The organism is Bradyrhizobium sp. cf659, assembly GCF_900113725.1.
GTDB lineage: Bacteria > Pseudomonadota > Alphaproteobacteria > Rhizobiales > Xanthobacteraceae > Bradyrhizobium.
Genome location: NZ_FOQJ01000013.1, coordinates 29,306 through 47,038 on the forward strand (window position 1 = coordinate 29,306; position 17,733 = coordinate 47,038).

Annotated in this window: 14 protein-coding genes and 1 riboswitch; of the genes, 7 read left to right on the plus strand and 7 right to left on the minus strand. The window is 66.3% G+C overall.

Annotated features, from left to right (window positions below; genetic code table 11):
- The first annotated feature begins 64 nt into the window (after positions 1-64).
- Positions 65-1,993: a sigma 54-interacting transcriptional regulator gene (locus BM118_RS34515; protein WP_092191683.1), complete on the plus strand. Its 1,929-nt coding sequence runs from the start codon at positions 65-67 to the stop codon at positions 1,991-1,993.
- A 6-nt stretch (positions 1,994-1,999) separates the two neighbouring features.
- On the opposite strand, the gene BM118_RS34520 is transcribed toward BM118_RS34515, so the two are convergent.
- Genes BM118_RS34520 through BM118_RS34530 form a run of 3 tightly spaced genes read right to left on the minus strand, consistent with a single transcriptional unit; the run spans position 2,000 to position 4,617 of the window.
- Positions 2,000-2,878, minus strand: a complete 879-nt coding sequence (locus tag BM118_RS34520; RefSeq protein ID WP_092191685.1) for a sulfurtransferase — start codon at positions 2,876-2,878, stop codon at positions 2,000-2,002.
- Positions 2,879-2,926: 48 nt separating this feature from the next.
- Entirely contained in the window at positions 2,927-4,039 is a 1,113-nt protein-coding gene (locus tag BM118_RS34525; protein WP_177234955.1) for an acyl-CoA dehydrogenase family protein, read from the minus strand.
- Positions 4,040-4,074: 35 nt separating this feature from the next.
- Positions 4,075-4,617 carry an OsmC family protein gene (locus BM118_RS34530; protein WP_092191689.1) on the minus strand — a complete coding sequence of 181 codons (543 nt, stop codon included), beginning with the start codon at positions 4,615-4,617 and terminating at the stop codon, positions 4,075-4,077.
- Positions 4,618-4,863: 246 nt separating this feature from the next.
- On the opposite strand from BM118_RS34530, the gene BM118_RS34535 reads away from it, so the two are divergent.
- Positions 4,864-5,517 (plus strand): TetR/AcrR family transcriptional regulator, encoded by a 654-nt coding sequence (locus BM118_RS34535; protein WP_092191691.1) that lies wholly within the window; start codon positions 4,864-4,866, stop codon positions 5,515-5,517.
- A gap of 87 nt (positions 5,518-5,604) precedes the next feature.
- On the opposite strand, the gene BM118_RS34540 is transcribed toward BM118_RS34535, so the two are convergent.
- Positions 5,605-7,164 (minus strand): bifunctional AfsR/SARP family transcriptional regulator/alpha/beta hydrolase, encoded by a 1,560-nt coding sequence (locus BM118_RS34540; protein ID WP_092191693.1) that lies wholly within the window; start codon positions 7,162-7,164, stop codon positions 5,605-5,607.
- Between the two features lie 138 nt (positions 7,165-7,302).
- Between BM118_RS34540 and mddA the strand changes: the two genes are divergently transcribed.
- From mddA to BM118_RS34555, 3 genes are read left to right on the plus strand one after another with little or no spacing between them, the layout of a single operon-like run.
- On the plus strand, positions 7,303-8,094 hold the full coding sequence (gene mddA / locus BM118_RS34545; protein ID WP_092191695.1) for a methanethiol S-methyltransferase: 792 nt from the start codon (positions 7,303-7,305) through the stop codon (positions 8,092-8,094).
- On the plus strand, positions 8,091-9,068 hold the full coding sequence (locus tag BM118_RS34550) for an NADPH:quinone oxidoreductase family protein (RefSeq protein WP_092191697.1): 978 nt from the start codon (positions 8,091-8,093) through the stop codon (positions 9,066-9,068). The genes mddA and BM118_RS34550 overlap by 4 nt, the downstream gene beginning before the upstream one ends.
- Before the next feature lie 32 nt (positions 9,069-9,100).
- Entirely contained in the window at positions 9,101-9,856 is a 756-nt protein-coding gene (locus BM118_RS34555) for a PaaI family thioesterase (protein WP_092191699.1), read from the plus strand.
- Between the two features lie 36 nt (positions 9,857-9,892).
- Here the strand turns inward: BM118_RS34555 and BM118_RS34560 are convergent, their stop codons facing one another.
- Complete coding sequence (locus tag BM118_RS34560; RefSeq protein WP_092191701.1) at positions 9,893-11,092, minus strand: TrmJ/YjtD family RNA methyltransferase; 1,200 nt, start codon at positions 11,090-11,092, stop codon at positions 9,893-9,895.
- A gap of 338 nt (positions 11,093-11,430) precedes the next feature.
- Between BM118_RS34560 and BM118_RS34565 the strand changes: the two genes are divergently transcribed.
- Together BM118_RS34565 and BM118_RS34570 are read left to right on the plus strand one after the other, a co-directional pair.
- Entirely contained in the window at positions 11,431-12,645 is a 1,215-nt protein-coding gene (locus tag BM118_RS34565; protein WP_092191703.1) for an NADP-dependent isocitrate dehydrogenase, read from the plus strand.
- Positions 12,646-12,741: 96 nt separating this feature from the next.
- Positions 12,742-13,242, plus strand: a complete 501-nt coding sequence (locus BM118_RS34570; protein ID WP_092191705.1) for a DUF3455 domain-containing protein — start codon at positions 12,742-12,744, stop codon at positions 13,240-13,242.
- Between the two features lie 225 nt (positions 13,243-13,467).
- On the opposite strand, the gene BM118_RS34575 is transcribed toward BM118_RS34570, so the two are convergent.
- Both BM118_RS34575 and alaS read right to left on the minus strand, forming a co-directional pair.
- Entirely contained in the window at positions 13,468-14,694 is a 1,227-nt protein-coding gene (locus BM118_RS34575; RefSeq protein WP_092191707.1) for a cyclic nucleotide-gated ion channel, read from the minus strand.
- A 5-nt stretch (positions 14,695-14,699) separates the two neighbouring features.
- A complete protein-coding gene (gene alaS / locus BM118_RS34580) occupies positions 14,700-17,378 on the minus strand; it encodes an alanine--tRNA ligase (protein WP_177234956.1) in 2,679 nt (892 codons plus the stop codon).
- Positions 17,379-17,609: 231 nt separating this feature from the next.
- A riboswitch (glycine riboswitch) is annotated at positions 17,610-17,698 on the plus strand.
- Positions 17,699-17,733 lie beyond the last annotated feature (35 nt).

A 17,733-nucleotide genomic window follows, 5' to 3' on the forward strand; every position in this document is an offset into this window, starting at 1 on the left:
GCACTTGGCCGTTACGAAAACTCGTGATACACGAGAATTCGTAGTCCAATCACGAGATTTCGTAATGATCCCGACGCCCATGCTGAGCCAGGACGAGACCGTCGAGGCGATCGATCCGCGCGTCGCGGCATTCGAGTCCTCGGTCGAGGCCACGCTGCTGGTCGATCCCTATGCCGACCAGATCATCGATGCCAATCCGGCCGCCTGCACCCTGCTCGGCTACGACCGCGCGCTGCTGCGGCAGACCAGGGCCAGCACCCTGCACGCCGGCGAGCTTCCGGCGCTGACCGTGTTCACCCAGGCCGTGCTGCACAAGGGCGCCTACTGGACCACGGCGCTCACCCCCCGCCATGCCACCGGGCAAAATCTGCGGCTCGAATATGCCGGCTGCCTCCTGCCCCATGACGGCCGCACCCTGGTGCTGCTCACCCTCACCGATCTCGACGCGCGCCGCCGCCGCAATGTCGATGCCGCCGCCGAAGACCACATGCGCAGCGGCATCTCGACCTGGCAGCGGGTCGAGCGGGTGTTCCAGGACATCGAGCGCGAGAACCAGCTGATCCTCCGCGCCGCCGGCGAAGGCATCTATGGCGTCAACGCGGAAGGAAAGACCACTTTCGTCAACCCTGCCGCCGAACGCATGCTGGGCTGGACCGCCGAGGAGCTGGTCGGCAAGGAGATCCACCCGATCGTGCACCACACCCATCACGACGGCCGACACTATCACAACCATGATTGCCCGATCTATGCGGCGTTCCGCGACGGCGCGGTGCACCAGGTCGATGGCGAGGTGTTCTGGCGCAAGGACGGCTCGCCGGCCTGGGTCGAATACACCTCGACCCCGATCCGCGACCGCGGCGTGGTCGTCGGCGCCGTCGTGGTGTTTCGCGACGTCAGCCAGCGCCGCGAGGCCGACGAGAAGCTGCACGCCGCGCTCACTGAAGTCGACCGCCTGCGCGAGCGGCTCGAACTCGAGAACGCCTATCTCCAGGAGGAAATCCGCATCGAGACCAATCCGCGTGGCATCATCGGCCAGAGCGAGGCGATCCAGAAGACGCTGCGGCAGGTCAAGCTGGTGGCGCCGACCGCCGCTGCGGTGATGATCACCGGCGAGTCCGGCACCGGCAAGGAGCTGATCGCGCGCGCCATCCACGAGGATTCCACCCGCAGCGACCGGCCGCTGATCCGCGTCAACTGCGCCGCGATCCCGCGCGAATTGTTCGAGAGCGAGTTCTTCGGCCATGTCCGCGGCGCCTTCACCGGCGCGACGCGCGACCGCATCGGCCGGTTCGAGCTCGCCGACGGCGGCACGCTGTTCCTCGACGAGGTCGGCGAGATCCCGCTCGAACTGCAAGGCAAGCTGCTGCGCGTGTTGCAGGAAGGCAATTTCGAGCGCGTCGGACAGGAGCGCACCCGCGCGGTCGACGTCCGCGTCATTGCCGCGACCAACCGCGATCTCAAGCAGGAGGTGCAGCGCGGCCGCTTTCGCGAGGACCTCTATTTCCGCCTCAACGTGTTCCCGATCGAGACCGTGCCCCTGCGCGAGCGGCGCGAGGACATTCCGCTGCTCGCCCAGCATTTCCTGACGCGCGAGAGCAAGGCGTTGAAGTCGAACCTGCGGCTGTCGGAAGGCGATGCGCGGCGACTGACGCGCTACGACTGGCCCGGCAATGTCCGCGAATTGCAGAACGTGATCGAGCGCGCCGCGATCCTGTCGCAGAACGGCCGCCTGCGCATCGACCTGCCAGATCCCTCCGGCGCGCTGGCTCCGACCGGCGCCGCGCGCCAGAAGGCCGACGCGCGTCCGGCGGTCATGACGTCGTCGGAGATGCGCGATCACGAGCGCGCCAACATCCTCGCCGCGCTCGAGGCCTGCGCGGGGAAAGTGTTCGGCCCCGGCGGCGCGGCGGAGATGCTGGATATCAAGCCGACCACGCTGGCCTCGCGGATCAAGGCGCTTGGGATAGCGCCCCGTCCGCGGGCCTTCGGTTAGCGACGATCACGCCGCCTTGGTCGTCACATCAGATGCGATCGGCAGTCCCTGCTCGATCGGCAGCGACGGATCGCGCGACCACTCGTTCCAGGAGCCGAAATACATCCGCACGTCCTTCACGCCGGCGTTCTTCAGCGCCAGGAACGTGTTCGAGGCACGCGCGCCCTTGAAGCAGTAGAGATAGACCGGCGTGGTCGTCGAGATGCCGACGGTGGCGCATTCGGCCAGAATCTCGTCCTTGGACTTGAAGCGCGGGCCTTCGGCGGTCGGCTTCATCATGCGGTACCATTCCAGCCAGACCGCGCCGGGGATGCGGCCCTTGCGCGGGCAGAAGTCCTTGCCGTAAGGAGACGAGCTGTCGCCGATCCACTCGTCGACGTCGCGCACGTCGAGGATGGCGATGCCGGGCTTGCCGACGGCGCCAAGCATCGTCTTCGCATCGATCAGGATCTCGCCCGCTTCAGGCACGATCGCAAACGAGGCCTTTGCGGGCGCGGGCACGTCCTTCGTCACCGGGAAGCCTGCCGCCGACCAGGCATCGAAGCCGCCATGCAGCACCTTCACCTTGGGATAGCCGAGCATGGTGAGTAGGTAATAGCCGCGGCAGGACTGGCCGAAGCCTGAGTTCATCGACTGTTCGTAAATCACAGCCGTCTCCTTGCCGGAGAGACCGGCGCCACCGAAGGCGTCGGCGAACTTTGTCTTCAGTTCGGCCATCCCCTCCGGCGTCGAGGTCGCGAGGAACGTGAAAATCTCGTGCACGTTGACGGCGCCCGGCAGGTGGCCGGCGGCGTAGGCATCGGGGTTGCGGGTGTCGATGACGACACACGGCTCTAGCTTCAAGAGATCGGCGAGTTCGACGGCAGTGATCAGAACGTCAGTCATGGCAGCCTCTCCGTTGAGGTTGGGGGTCTTCGGGTGGACTCGCAAAGATCAGGAATCGGCGAGCATCTTGCGCAACTGCTTGGTGGCAGGCGTGACGATCGCGACGAAATAGGCCTCGCGCAGGCGCCGCTGCGCGCGGTGGCCCTTGAGGTAACCGCGCGCACCACAATGCAGCATCGCCGCATGCGCCGCCGCGACGCTGGCCTCGCCGGCGCGCAAGCGGAGCGCGATCACCTTGCGCCAGTAGGTTTCCTCCTCATTGTAGGGATCGCGCGCCAGCGCCATGGTCTCCGCCTCCAGCTCGGCGGCGAGATCGCGGAAATGCACCGGCTGCTGCGGCAAATAGCGGTTGATATGGCCGAGGGGATTGTCGACCTCGTCCATGATGTTGATGCAGTCGCGGATCACGCCAAGCGCCATGCCGGCCTGGAGCAGGATGAAGCCGGCGCGGATCTTCTTGACGAAGGGACCGGCGGGATCGGCGAGGATCAGCTCATCCGGCACGAACACGTCGCGGAACTGCACGCCATAGGTGCCGGTGCCATCCATGGCGAGGAACGGCTTGCACGGCGTGAGCGTGATCGCGGGATCGGAGCAGTCGGCCAGGAACATCACGAGCCCCGGCTCGTCCTCGCGCTCGAAGATGGTGCCGAAGTAATGATCGGGGCCGAGATTGGAGACCCAGGGCAGCGCGCCGCGGACGATGTAGCCGCCCTCGACCTTCCGCCCTTTCAGCTTGAGCTTCTCGATGCCGAAAAAGCTCTTCATCGGGTTGGAAAGACCCGTGCCGCCGAGCACGCGGCCGGTCGAGAACGCATCGCCGAAGCGCTTTGCCAGCTTCATATTGGTGGAGTTGGCGGCGTACCAGACCAGCGTGTTCTGGCACCAGGCCATGAACGCCGTGGCGCCGCAGACCTCGCCGATCGCTGCCATCGCCTGGATGGCGCAGCGCAAATCGGCGGGACCTTCCTGCGGCATGTGACTGCCCCAGGCGCCGACCTCGCCGAACTTGCGCAGCACGTCGGCCGGATAGACCGTGCCGTCGTCGATGCCGGCGGCGAGCGGCGCAAGCTGCTCGCGCGCGATCCGCGCCACCTCGCCTGCAATGGACGGTGCGGGCTGATCCAAAATTTCGGCCCGTGATAAAGCCAGTGAACCCATGATCGTCTCCCGCACCTTGTCCTGTTGCCGTCAGCCTAGATGCCGACCTCGAGATTGACCGGGCGGGTGAAAGTGTTGGCGACCGGCGACCATTTCTTCACATGGGCGACCAGCGCGTTGATCTCGTCCTGCGAGATGCCTTCGCACTCCATGTCGACCTTGACGCGCACGTCGGTGAAGCCGACCGGCTTGTCGGAGACATCGCCGGTGCCCCACACGGCCGTGATGTTGAGGTCGCCTTCAAGCTCGAGCTCGAGCTTGTTGACGATCCAGCCGCGATGCACGGCGTTGGCGTGCAGGCCGACCGCAAGGCAGGAGCCGAGCGCGGCGAGCGAGGCTTCCGACGGATTGGGCGCGGTATCGTCGCCCAGAAGGCCCGGCGGCTCGTCGACGATGTAGGGCGGCAGGTTGCGGATGTAGTTGGCGTGGCGGAACTTGCCTTCCGCGACCGTCTTGCACTTCAAGGTCTTGACGACCTTCGGATTGGCCTTGCCGCTCGCGATCAGTTGCTCGAGCCCATTCTTGTCGATGGGCGCGAGGCAACCCGTCAGCACTGTCTTTTGAACGACGGCAGTCATCAGTTTTCTCCCTGGCAGCCGAGGAAATCGCAGGATACCGAACGGTCTGTTTCCTTGCATGGAGCGTGCCAGAGGAGGCCGAAAGCAAATTGCGAAGCATTGGAGCCGCTTAGCGATCGCTGCCTCCGGATTGATCAGCGGCCTCTTGCTTAAAGGCGATGCAGATGAGCTTTGCCCTGCGAATCTTTTCAGCGCGGAACAGATGCGGCTTGCTGATGCGGCGCGGCTGCGGGTAAGTTTGGACTCATGGCAAAGACGTCATCGAAGAAGCATTCCAATTCGCCCCACGCCGCCGCAGGCGAGGACGAGTCCGCGCGCGGACGGCTGCTGAGCGCCGCGACGCATCTGTTCTGCAAGAACGGCATCAACGCCACCGGCATCGATGCGATCATCGAGGAAGCCGGCACGGCGAAGACCACGCTTTATAAGTTGTTCGGCTCCAAGACCAACCTCGTCAACGCGGTGCTGGAGAGCGAAGGCAAGCAGTGGCGCGAATGGTTCATCGGCGCCATGGAGCAAGGCGGCGGCGACGCGCAGGCGAAGCTGACGCGCATCTTCCCGGCGCTGAAGAGCTGGTTCGCGGAGGAACGCTTCTACGGCTGCCCCTTCATCAACGCGGTCGGCGAGCACGACAAGGACGCCAAGCAGTTCCGCAACATCGCGCTGAAGCACAAGAAGATCGTGCTCGGCCACATCGAGAAGCTCGCCGGCGAGCTCGGCTCGAGCGAGCCAGCAGTGCTCGCGCACCAGCTCGGCCTGTTGATCGACGGTGCGATCGTCGCGGCGATGATCTCGCGCGATCCGGGCGTGGCGGATACGGCGGCGCTGACCGCAGGTCCCCTGCTCGGCCAGTCCAAGGCGAAGAAGAAGCGCGCGGCGGATCAGCTCGAGGCGGTGTGAACGCGCCAATGATAGGCGTAGCCCGCATGAGCGCAGCGACATGCGGGACCTTTCCCGGATATCGCTTCGCTCATCCGGGCTACGACCCTACGTCCTCGACTTCCCCTCGCCCAACGCCCCCATAAATCCCCTGATCGCCTCGAGCACCGGCCCCTGATCACCGGCAAAGAACCAGTGATCGTTGCCGTCGAGCTCGACGAATTGCGCACCGGCGATCCGGCCCGCCATGTCGCGGCCGGCCGCGATCCGCACCGCCTGGTCGCCGCGCCGGTGCAGCACCAATGTCGGCATGGCGATCTGCGCCAGAAGGTGTCGCACGTCGGCATCGCGAAACGCCTCAAGCACCGCGGAGATGCCGCCCGGGCTGGAGGCCGCGCGCAATAGCCCAGCCCACCAGGCGCGCGCCTGCGGATCACCGGCAAGGCTCGGCGCGAAGGTCTCGATCCCGACCGGGCCGCCCCATTGCGCGACGAGATGCTGGCGCCAGGCGTCATACTGACCGGCGCGCAGCGCGTGCGGATAGTCCTGTGACCAGCAGCCCTTGGCCAGCGCGCCGAACAGGATGAGCCCGGCCACCAGACGCGGTTCATCGACCGCGAATTTGATGCAGGCCGGCCCGCATTCGGATGCGCCAAACAGCACGACGCGGCGCGCATTCGCCGCGCGCAGGACAGTGCCGATATCCTCCGCGGTGACGTCGATACCGGGGGCCGATCCGACCCGGTCGGACAGCCCGATGCCGCGGCGATCGAACACGATCAGCCGCCCGAACTTCATCAACGACGCCAGAAACCTCCGGCTCGCGGGATGCTCCCAGGCGCGCTCCACATGCGACACGAAGCCGGGCATGACCAGGATATCGAGCGGACCGCTGCCATAGGTCTGATATGCGAGGTGTACGCCCGCACCCTTGACGTAGCGCGTCGCCGGAACGTCATGCGCCGCCGCCGCAGGGCTCATCAGCGCCTCGGTCTCGGCTTCCGGCGTGACCCCGAGCTCGTCGCGCAGCCGCTGCGTCAGCGCGGCGTGGTGCCGCTCCGCCGCGCTTCGGTCGCCGGCCAGCAGCAGGCTGCGGATCAGATGCCGGCCATAGACTTCGCTCAGCGGATCCAGCTCGACCAGACGTCCCGCATGCGCGGTCGCTGCAAAATGCTCGCCGGCGGCATTCTTGTCCTGCACCAGACGCTCCAGCGCGTGCATGAGCCGTCCCCGCAGCGCCTCCTTGCGGAAGAACGCCCATTCGTCGAACTCGGAGCAGTCGTCCAGCGCGAAGCCGGCCAGGAAGTCACTCCGGTAAATCTGGCAGGCCTGCTCAAAGTCGCCGCGGTCGCAGGCGCCCTCGAACAGATGCGCATCGACCTTCAGCGCGACCGCCGGAGACCATCGCACGCTGCTGCGGTCAGTCTCGAAAACCGCCTGGCCGAGCGTCTGCTCGATGCGGTGGAGCAGCCGCCGCAATCGCGCACGGCCGGTTTCGCCGGGGCTCTCGGGCCACAGCAACGTCGCCACGACGTCCCGCGCCACAGCACCCTTGGCTTCCGCGAGATAGACCAGCAGCGCAAGCCCCTTGCGTAAGGCCAGCTTGATCGGGCGGTCGTCGGCATGGACCTCGGGGAACCCGAATGTTCCCAGCGAGAAGGCCGTCATGGAAATCCTCCCTCCCCGGCCGGGGACGCACAGGGGACGGTCCAGCGATAACAGTCGGGTCAGATCGAGCCGGCTCGCCAGCGAGCGATTGAGGCTCCTGCATGCGGCACTACCGCCACCAGCACAATAGGACAAAACATGTTCGCGCGTCTCCTGATCCTGCTCTACGCCATCGTGAGCTATGCCGTGTTCACGGTCTCATTTCTCTACGCGCTCGGTTTCGTCGGCAATTATGTCGTGCCCAAGTCAATCGACAAGTCGATCGACGTCGGCGGCCCCACTGACGTGAGCGAGGCCATCCTCGTCAACCTGCTGCTGATGAGCCTGTTTGCCATCCAGCACAGCGTCATGGCGCGGCCGGCCTTCAAGCGATGGTGGGGCAAATTCCTCCCCGTTGCCTGCCAGCGCAGCACCTACGTGTTGCTCTCCAGCCTGCTCCTTCTGCTGCTGTTCTGGCAGTGGCGTCCGATCCCGATGCCGATCTGGCAAACGAGTGGAATTGCGGCCTGGCTGCCGATCGGCGTGCATTGGCTCGGCTGGCTGATCGCGTTTGCCTCGACCCACATGATCGATCATTTCGACCTGTTCGGTCTGCGTCAGGCTTTCGTCGCGTTCCGCGGGACCGAGATATCAGGTCAATCCTTCAGGACGCCGCTGCTCTACAAGATCGTGCGGCATCCGCTCATGCTGGGCTTCCTGCTCGCGTTCTGGGCGACGCCCACGATGACCGCCGGCCATTTGCTGTTCGCGATCGCGAACACAGCCTACATCCTGGTCGCGTTGCAGTTCGAGGAGCGGGATCTGATCGCCGAGTTCGGCGCGACCTACCAGGACTATCGACGCCGCGTTCCCATGCTGGTGCCGCGCCTTTTCGGCCGCCGCCGGACGGACGATCGGCCGTCGCCTCGATCCGTCGGAGCGCCCCGATGAAAGCGGTCCTGTGCAGCTCGTTCACCGGCCCTGCGGACCTGCGCCTCAGTGAGATCGACGAGCCGAGGCCTGCCGCCGACGAGATCCTCATCGACGTCCACGCGGCGTCCGTGAGCTTCATGGACCAGTTAATGGTCTCGGGCCTCTACCAGATGCGTCCGCCGACGCCCTTCGTACCCGGCACGGAAGCATCCGGCATCGTCGTCGCGGTCGGCGACGCGGTCACGACATTCGCCCCCGGCGATCGCGTGGCGTGCAGCAGCTGGACCGGCGGCTACGCCGAACGGATGACCGCCAAGGAATCGAAGAGCGTGCGTCTGCCTGATGGCGTCGCGTTCGAAGCCGCGGCGACGGTCCTGCACAATTACGGCACGGCCTATTATGCGCTGGTCGAGCGCGCACGGGCGCGGCGCGGCGAAACCATGTTCGTCACCGGCGCGGCCGGCGGGGTTGGACTCGCCGCCGTCGACCTCGGCCGCCATCTCGGCCTGCGCGTCGTCGCCGGGATCGGTTCCGACGACAAGGCCGCCCTGGTGCGCGGTTACGGGGCCAGCGACATCGTCAACTATCGCAGCGAAGACCTGCGCGACCGGATCAAGTCGATCACGTCAGGAGACGGCATCGATGTCGGCTTCGACAATGTCGGTGGCGCGGTCTTCGAGCAGATGGCGCGGCTGATGACGTGGGGCGGACGGCTGATGCCGATCGGCTTCACCAGCGGCGAGATTCCACAGCTCCCGATGAACCTGCCGCTCCTGAAGAACTATTCCATCATCGGGGTCTTCGCCGGTGCCTGGGCGGAGAGGTTTTCCGCGGAGGCCGCGCGCATGAACGACACGCTGATGCAATTGCTGGCCGACGGAAAAATCTGCCCGCATATCGACCGCGTCCTCCCGTTGGAGGAGGCCGGCGACGCCATGCGCGCCGTGGCCAACCGGACGGTTCAGGGACGAATTGTCCTCAAGATCAGGTAGAGTGCGCCGACGAGGAAGCGAGAACAAAACCGATGACCCAGATCATCATCGACCAGCGCTATTGCGGTCCCCCGAACTCCGGCAACGGCGGGTATGTCTGCGGCCGGCTCGCCCGCCACATTCCCGGGGCTGCGGAGGTGACGCTGCGCGCACCGCCGCCGCTGGACACGCCGCTCGATGCGGTCGCAACGGATGACGGCACGTGGGAGCTTCGCGACGGCGCCAAGGTCGTCGCGACCGGGCGAGCGGCAAGCGTCGAGCTTGCGCGTATCGAGACAGCCAGCTTCGAGGAGGCAAGCGCCGCCGAATTGCGGACGCCGGTCAAGCCGCACGAGCACCCGTTGCCGACATGTTTCGTGTGCGGCCCCGCACGGACGAAAGGCGACGGCCTGCGCATTTTCGCCGGACCGCTCGGGCGTCACGCGCGGAACGCCGTTCTCGCGGCGAGCTGGACGCCCGATCCGAATCTGGCCGCCGAGGACGGCCTTGTCGCGAGCGAATTTCTCTGGTCGGCGCTCGATTGTCCCACCGGCTATGCCTGCAACTACAATCAGAAGAGCGACAGCTTCGACCAGGCCCCGCTCCTGCTCGGACGGATGTCAGCACGGATCGAGGCACGGCCGCGCCCTGGCGACCGCTGCGTCATCACAGCATGGCCCACCGGCCGCGACGGCCGCAAGCGCGCCGCCGAGGCCGCGGTGCATGATGAAGCCGGAAGGTTGCTGGCCGTCGCGCGGGCGACGTGGATTGAGGTCGGCCGCGAGGTGCAGCTCGGGCGCACTTCGTAGGGTGGATTGGCCCGCGGCTGCGCCAGCCTACGAAGCCTACACGCCCTGCTCGATCATCCCCTGCAGCCGCATCAGCTCCGCCTCGAGATCGCGCTCCACATCCGCGGCCCGGATCTCCAGCACCCGATAGTCCCGCGCTTCCAGCCACGTCCGTCGGCCCGCGCGGTCCGCCGCGATCGTCTCGCCCTCGCCGGGGTTGACCAGCTCGATCGCTATCCGGTGCGGGAACGAGACGAAGTCCGGGATGTGGCGGCCGACCGGGGTCTGGCGCTTGAACTGGCCGGCGAAACGGCGGTCGCGGGTCAGCGCCTGCCAGCACAGGCGCTCGGCGTCGGTCGGGTTGCGGCGGAGCAGGCGCGCGAGGCCGCGCACGGTACTGCCGCTGTCGGGGACACCGCCGCCCTGCCCGTGCTCGGCGAGAAGCGCGCGCAGGCGGGTCGCCTGCTCGCCGTCGAGCACGCCGCCCTTGGCCGGGCCTTTGCGCCCCTCCGCGATCGCCATCACCACCCCGTGCAGGGTGTGCATGTCCTGCTTGGTCGGCTCCATCCGGCTGAAGATGTTGCGCAGGTTGACCAGCATGGTGTCGCGCTTCTCGGCGGGCCGCAGGAATTCGACTCGGTCGAGCTCGCGCACGAGGTTGTCGAAGAAGGCCTGCATCTGGTGCTGCGAGGCGCGCTCGGAGCGCTCCGGCATGCCGTGCGGCAGCTCGCCCGACGTCACCAGCTTGAACCATTCGTAGCCGACCAGCAGCACGGCCTGGGCGAGGTTCAGCGAGGCAAAGCCCGGATTGACCGGGAAGGTGATGATGCGGTTGGAGAGCCCGACCTCCTCATTGGTCAGCCCCCAGCGCTCCCGGCCGAACAGGATGCCGGCCTTGCCCCCTGTGGCGGCGTGCCCCGAGATCTCGGCGGCGGCAGCTTCCGGCCCCACCACCGGCTTGGCCTGGTCATGGGGGCGCGCGGTGGAGGCGAACAGCAGGTCGAGATCGGCAACCGCCTGCTCCACCGTGTCGAACAATTCGACCCTTTCCAGAATGTAGTCGGCGCCGGCCGCGGCGCGCTGGGCGGCGATGTTGGGCCAGCCGTCGCGGGGGTTGACGATGCGCAACCGGCTCAGGGCGAAGTTGCCCATGGCGCGCGCGGCCATGCCGATGTTTTCGCCAAGCTGCGGCTCGACCAGGATCACGATGGGACCGTCGAGGGAAAGACCCGCCTTGCTCTTGTCAGTCCCCGACATCTCGTTTCGCTTTCACTCTTCGTCTCAAGGCCTTGGCAAGGCGCTCTCAGGAATTGATTCAAGGCCGCCGCCAGCCGGCGCCGCCTTGTCCGCCTGTCGTTTGCCTGTCCTGACGAAATTCTCAAGGGAAATAACGGCTTGGATTCAACTTTTGAATCTCTTCTGAAGCCTCAGGCCGGCCCCCGCCGGCGGGCCGCTCCCCGCCCCCCATCTGGGGAAGCTGGATGGGCTAAAAGTGCATAATCCCTTGGCTTTCGCCCGCCGCGCGGCGGTGCTAAGAGGCGGCGGATATTCCCGTGGCGCACCAATAGCGCCGTTCCCAAGAGGCTTCCCCGATCATGGCAAAAATCAAGGTGACCAACCCCGTCGTCGAACTCGATGGCGACGAGATGACCCGGATCATCTGGCAGTACATCAAGGACAAGCTGATCACCCCGTTCCTGGATGTCGAGCTGATGTATTTCGACCTGGGGATGGAGCACCGCGACCACACCAACGATCAGGTCACCATCGACGCCGCCGAAGCCATCAAGAAGGTCGGCGTCGGCGTCAAGTGCGCCACCATCACCCCGGACGAGGCCCGGGTGAAGGAGTTCAACCTCAAGCAGATGTGGAAGTCGCCCAACGGCACCATCCGCAACATCCTCGGCGGCGTGATCTTCCGCGAGCCGATCATCTGCAAGAACGTGCCGCGCCTCGTTCCCGGCTGGACCAAGCCGATCATCATCGGCCGCCACGCCTATGGCGACCAGTACCGCGCCACCGATTTCAAGTTCCCGGGCAAGGGCACCCTGTCGATGAAGTTCGTCGGCGAGGACGGCACCGTGATCGAGAAGGAAGTGTTCAAGGCGCCCGGCGCCGGCGTCGCCATGGAGATGTACAATCTCGACGACTCCATCATCGACTTCGCCCGCGCCTCGCTGAACTACGGCCTGCTGCGCAACTACCCGGTCTATCTCTCGACCAAGAACACGATTCTGAAGGTCTATGACGGCCGCTTCAAGGACATCTTCCAGGACATCTACGACCGCGAGTTCAAGAAGGAATTCGAAGCCAAGGGCCTGACCTACGAGCACCGCCTGATCGACGACATGGTGGCCTCGGCGCTGAAATGGTCCGGCGGCTATGTCTGGGCCTGCAAAAACTACGACGGCGACGTGCAGTCCGACACGGTCGCGCAGGGCTACGGCTCGCTCGGCCTGATGACCTCGGTCCTCCTCACCCCGGACGGCAAGACCGTCGAAGCCGAAGCCGCCCACGGCACCGTGACCCGCCACTATCGCGAGCACCAGAAGGGCAAGGAGACCTCGACCAACTCGATCGCGTCGATCTTCGCCTGGACCCGTGGCCTCGCCCACCGCGCCAAGCTCGACAACAATGCCGAGCTCGCGAAGTTCGCGAACACGCTGGAGAAGGTCTGCGTCGACACCGTCGAGGCCGGCTACATGACCAAGGACCTCGCGCTGCTGGTCGGCGCCGACCAGCGCTGGCTCTCGACCACCGGCTTCCTCGACAAGGTCGCGGAAAACCTCATCAAGGAGCTGGCGGCCTAAGCCGTCCGCAATTTCGCCCGACTGGGCCAGACATCATCACGGGCCGCGTCGCAAGCGCGGCCCGTTGTTTTTTGGGACCCTTGCGCGGAGACTTCCATGTTCATCAAATTTGCTGCCCCCACCCTGCTGCTCGCGGCTCTGATCGGACCGGCCGGGGCTGCGGAGCCGCTCCCCGAGGCCATCGCGGCGCCGGGCGAGACCGTCGTGCTCAGCGTCCACGCCGAGGGTGCGCAGGTCTACGAGTGCAAGGCCGGCGCTGAGGGCAAGCTCGCCTGGGCCTTCCGCGAACCGGTCGCCACCCTGCTCTCCGAGGGCAAGACGATCGGGCGGCATTATGCCGGCCCGAGCTGGGAGCACGCCGACGGCAGCGCCGTGGTCGGCAAGGCCATCGGCAACGCGCCGGGTACGACCGCCGCCGATATCCCCTGGCTGAAGCTGGAAGTCGCCTCGCGCCGCGGCAGCGGCGTCCTGACACCGGTCACCACGGTCCAGCGCATCAACACTCACGGCGGCAAGCTCGACGGTGCATGCGAGAAGGCCGGCGAGTTCAAGAGTGCGCCCTACTCGGCCGATTACGTTTTCCTGAAGAAGGGCTGACCGCCCTAAAGCGGGATGAATTTTGGTTGAATCGATGTGGGCTCAGGGCTCGATTCACCTCTCCCGTAGGGAGAGGTCGGAGCGCATCGAAGATGCGATCCGGGTGAGGGGATCTGGTCTCGCTGAGTGCTGCAGCCCCTCACCCGGATTGCTGCGCAATCCGACCTCTCCCCGTCGGGGAGAGGTAAATCACCAACAGACCGCCGGACCTAATTTCATCATGCTTTAGCGGTCGGTGCCCTCGCGCTCGGCCTGGGCCAGCTCCGCCGCGGCGAGATCGCCGGTGTCGGCGAGCCGTGCCTTGGCGGTGGTGTGGACATGCTCGGCCAGCGTCGGCATGCGCTCGATCAGGGCGTGAAAATCCTGGGCGTCGAGCACCAGCAGGCGGGTCTTGCGCGTCGCCGTCACCGTGCCGCTGCGCTTGGTCTTGTGCAGCAGCGCGATCTCGCCGAAGAAGGTGCCGTCGGCGAGCCGCACCTGCTGGCTCGGCAGCGCGATCTCGACCTCGCCGGCGGTGATGAAATACATCGACGAGGCGGCATCGCCCCGCCGCACCAGGATCTCGCCCTGCTCGATGGTGCGCGCGCGCAACAGGCGCATGATGTCGGCGATCTCGGCCGCGGACAGATGCGAGAACAGCGGCACCCGCGCCAGCATGCCCCAAGTGACGACGAAATCGCGCCGCTTCACCTCTTCGGCGAACGCCGAGGAGATGATCGCGACCGGCAGCGCGATCATCGCGAAGCCGCTGATGATGGCGAAGGTGGAGATGAACTTGCCGAGCGGCGTCACCGGCACGACGTCGCCATAGCCGACGGTGCCCAGCGTCACGATCGCCCACCACATCGCCTGCGGAATGGTGCCGAGCTTGTCCGGCTGCACGTCGCGCTCGACGACATAGAGCAGCGAGGCAAAGGTCAGCACCGCGCCGATCAGGATGACGATGCAGCCGATCAGCGCGCGCCGCTCGGCATGGACGGCGGCGAGCAGCGAACGCATCGCCGGCGAATAGCGGATCAGCTTGAAGAACGGCAGCACGCCGAGCCCGGCCAGCGTCGCGTGCCGGCCGGTGGCGAGCACCACCGCGGCCGGCAGGAACGCCATGAGGTCGATGATGCCGAGCGCCGAGAAGACATAGCCCAGCCGGTCGGACAGCGCCGAGCCCCTGCGCTGGGTGTGCCCCGCCACCGTCCACAGCCGCGCCAGATATTCGAGCGCGAACACGATGACGGCGAGGATGGCGATCGCGCTGAACAGCGTGTCGAACCGCGCGTCGAGCTCCGGCACCGAGGCGAGGATCATCGCGGCCACATTGAGCACAATGACGCCGATGACCAGCTGGATGAAGCGCGACCCGACCGAATAGGCCAAGGGATCGTGCTCCAGCAGTTCATAGAGGCGATCCCTCAAATCGGGATCGCGAGGCCCACGTCCTCGCGGAACGGCGGGCATGGTGTTTACGCGCCTGCCATCGCTTTTTCGATCGCCGCCAGCGCCTCGGGCGCCTTGGCGCCGTCGGGGCCGCCGGCCTGGGCCATGTCGGGCCGGCCGCCGCCACCCTTGCCGCCGAGCGCTTCGGAGGCGACGCGCACCAGGTTCACGGCGTTGAAGCGCGCGGTGAGGTCCGCGGTGACTCCGACCACGATTCCGGCCTTGCCGTCTTCGGTGACGCCGACGATGGCGACGACGCCCGAGCCGATCTGCTTCTTGCCGTCGTCGGCAAGGCTCTTGAGATCCTTCATCTCGATGCCCTCCACCGCGCGCGCCATCAGCTTGACGTCGCCGACCTCGCGCACGCCCGCGGCTGCGCCGTTGGCGGCGGACGCACCGCCGCCCATCGCGAGCTTCTTGCGGGCGTCGGAAAGCTCGCGCTCGAGCTTCTTGCGCTCCTCCATCAGGGCCGTGATGCGCGCCGGCACGTCGTCGATCGAGGTGCGCAGCTCGTTGGCCGCGGTCTTCGCCAGCGCCATGGTGTCGTTGGCGTGCTTGCGCGCATAGTTGCCGGTGAGCGCCTCGATGCGGCGCACGCCCGAGGCGACCGCGCTCTCGCCGGTCAGCGTGATCAGGCCGATGTCGCCGGTGCGCTTCACATGGGTGCCGCCGCAGAGCTCGACCGACCAGCCGAGCGCATTGGCGCCGCGCTCGCGCGCGGTCTTGCCCATCGAGACGACGCGGACCTCGTCGCCGTATTTCTCGCCGAACAGGGCGCGCGCCCCCGCTTCGCGGGCTTCATCGACGCCCATGACGCGGGTCGTGACCTCGTCGTTCTCCAGCACCACGTCGTTGGCGATGTCCTCGACGCGGGCAAGCTCCTCCGCCGTGATCGGCTTGGGATGCACGAAGTCGAAGCGCAGCCGGTCGGGTGCGACCATCGAGCCGCGCTGGGCGATGTGGTCGCCGAGCACCTGGCGCAACGCCTCGTGGATGAGGTGGGTCGCCGAGTGATGGGCGCGGATCGAGGAACGCCGCCCGTGATCCACCTCGAGCTGGAGCGCGGTGCCGAGCTTGATTTCGCCGCTCTCCACCGTGCCGATATGCACGAAGAGATCGCCGAGCTTCTTCTGGGTGTCGGTGACGCGGAACTTGATGCCGCCCTCGCCGGTCAAAACGCCGGTGTCGCCGACCTGGCCGCCGGACTCCGCGTAGAACGGCGTCTGGTTCAGCAGCAGCGCGCCGGTCTCGCTGGCCTTGAGGCTATCGGTCTCCTTGCCGTCCTTCACCAGCGCCGAGACCACGCCTTCGGCGGTCTCGGTCTCGTAGCCGAGGAATTCGGTGGCGCCGAGCTTCTCGCGCAGCGGGAACCAGATCGCTTCGGAAGCGGCCTCGCCCGAGCCGGCCCAGGACGCACGCGCTTTCTCGCGCTGGCGCTCCATCGCATCGGTGAAGGCGGACTGGTCGACGCTGATGCCGCGCGACTTCAGCGCGTCCTGCGTCAGGTCCAGCGGGAAGCCGTAGGTGTCGTAGAGCGTGAAGGCGACGTCGCCGTCGAACATGTCGCCCTTCTTCAACGAAGAGCTCTTCTCGTCGAGGATGGCAAGGCCGCGCGTCAGCGTCTTGCGGAAGCGGGTCTCTTCCAGCCGCAGCGTTTCCTCGATCAGCTTCTCCGCGCGCATCAGCTCGGGATAGGCCTGGCCCATCTCGCGCACCAGCGCCCAGACCAGGCGATGCATCAGCGGCTCTTTGGCGCCGAGCAGCTGCGCATGGCGCATCGCGCGGCGCATGATCCGGCGCAGCACATAGCCGCGGCCTTCATTGGAGGGCAGCACGCCGTCGGAGACGAGGAAGGCGGAGGAGCGCAGATGGTCGGCGATGACGCGGAACGAGGCCACGGTCTGCTCGTTCGGCCCGCTGCCGAGCGCCGACGCCGTCGCGTCGATCAGATGACGGAACAGGTCGGTCTCGAACACGCTGTCGACGCCCTGCATGATGCAGGCCATGCGCTCCAGCCCCATGCCGGTGTCGATCGAGGGACGCGGCAGATCCACGCGCTCCTCCTTCGTCACCTGCTCGTACTGCATGAACACGAGATTCCAGAATTCGAGGAAGCGGTCGCCGTCCTCTTCCGGCGAGCCCGGAGGTCCGCCCCAGATGTGCTCGCCGCGATCGATGAAGATCTCCGAGCACGGGCCGCACGGCCCGGTGTCGCCCATCGCCCAGAAATTGTCCGAGGTCGGGATGCGGATGATGCGGTCGTCGGAGAAGCCGGCGATCTTCTTCCACAGCCCCGCCGCCTCGTCGTCGGTATGGTAGACGGTGACGAGCAGCTTGTCCTTCTTCAGCCCGAACTCGCGGGTGATCAGCGTCCAGGCCAGCTCGATCGCGCGCTCCTTGAAATAGTCGCCGAACGAGAAATTGCCGAGCATCTCGAAGAAGGTGAGATGGCGCGCGGTGTAGCCGACATTGTCGAGGTCGTTGTGCTTGCCGCCGGCGCGCACGCATTTCTGCGAGGTGGTGGCGCGCTGATAGGGCCGCTTCTCGACGCCGGTGAAGACGTTCTTGAACTGCACCATGCCGGCATTGGTGAACATCAACGTCGGATCGTTGCGCGGCACCAATGGCGAGGACGGCACGATCTCGTGGCCGTTCTCGGCAAAGAAGTTCAGAAAGGTCGACCTGATCTCGTTGACGCCGCTCATGTTCATCCAATCGGGTGTGTTCGGACCCGCGACCGCCGTCCAAACCGGAAGTTAAGGCTGATATCTGCGGGCCAAAGCGCTTTTAGACAAGGCCAGCTTCGCTGTCCAGAAACTGTGCAGAGAGATCAGAGGGTTGCCGCAGGCGCTCAATCCCGCTGCAATCCCGTTGAAAGGCGCAAACCCCGCGTTGACAGGCTTGGCTGCCCTGTGGTCTGTACCCATCTGTATCGTACGGCCACGTCGGGAGAGACCGGCTTTGGTGCCGGCGCCGAAGGAGCAACCGCCCCGGAAACTCTCAGGCAAAAGGACCGCGTGGCTTTGACAGCATCTGGAAAGAGGCGCCGACGGGCTTAGG

Excerpts from the sequence above, each read along its gene's own strand:
- BM118_RS34515 (WP_092191683.1), top strand. The coding sequence starts at position 65 with ATGATCCCGACGCCCATGCTGAGCCAGGACGAGACCGTCGAGGCGATC.
- BM118_RS34520 (WP_092191685.1), bottom strand. The coding sequence starts at position 2,878 with ATGACTGACGTTCTGATCACTGCCGTCGAACTCGCCGATCTCTTGAAG.
- BM118_RS34525 (WP_177234955.1), bottom strand. The coding sequence starts at position 4,039 with ATGGGTTCACTGGCTTTATCACGGGCCGAAATTTTGGATCAGCCCGCA.
- BM118_RS34530 (WP_092191689.1), bottom strand. The coding sequence starts at position 4,617 with ATGACTGCCGTCGTTCAAAAGACAGTGCTGACGGGTTGCCTCGCGCCC.
- BM118_RS34535 (WP_092191691.1), top strand. The coding sequence starts at position 4,864 with ATGGCAAAGACGTCATCGAAGAAGCATTCCAATTCGCCCCACGCCGCC.
- BM118_RS34540 (WP_092191693.1), bottom strand. The coding sequence starts at position 7,164 with ATGACGGCCTTCTCGCTGGGAACATTCGGGTTCCCCGAGGTCCATGCC.
- mddA (WP_092191695.1), top strand. The coding sequence starts at position 7,303 with ATGTTCGCGCGTCTCCTGATCCTGCTCTACGCCATCGTGAGCTATGCC.
- BM118_RS34550 (WP_092191697.1), top strand. The coding sequence starts at position 8,091 with ATGAAAGCGGTCCTGTGCAGCTCGTTCACCGGCCCTGCGGACCTGCGC.
- BM118_RS34555 (WP_092191699.1), top strand. The coding sequence starts at position 9,101 with ATGACCCAGATCATCATCGACCAGCGCTATTGCGGTCCCCCGAACTCC.
- BM118_RS34560 (WP_092191701.1), bottom strand. The coding sequence starts at position 11,092 with ATGTCGGGGACTGACAAGAGCAAGGCGGGTCTTTCCCTCGACGGTCCC.
- BM118_RS34565 (WP_092191703.1), top strand. The coding sequence starts at position 11,431 with ATGGCAAAAATCAAGGTGACCAACCCCGTCGTCGAACTCGATGGCGAC.
- BM118_RS34570 (WP_092191705.1), top strand. The coding sequence starts at position 12,742 with ATGTTCATCAAATTTGCTGCCCCCACCCTGCTGCTCGCGGCTCTGATC.
- BM118_RS34575 (WP_092191707.1), bottom strand. The coding sequence starts at position 14,694 with ATGCCCGCCGTTCCGCGAGGACGTGGGCCTCGCGATCCCGATTTGAGG.
- alaS (WP_177234956.1), bottom strand. The coding sequence starts at position 17,378 with ATGAGCGGCGTCAACGAGATCAGGTCGACCTTTCTGAACTTCTTTGCC.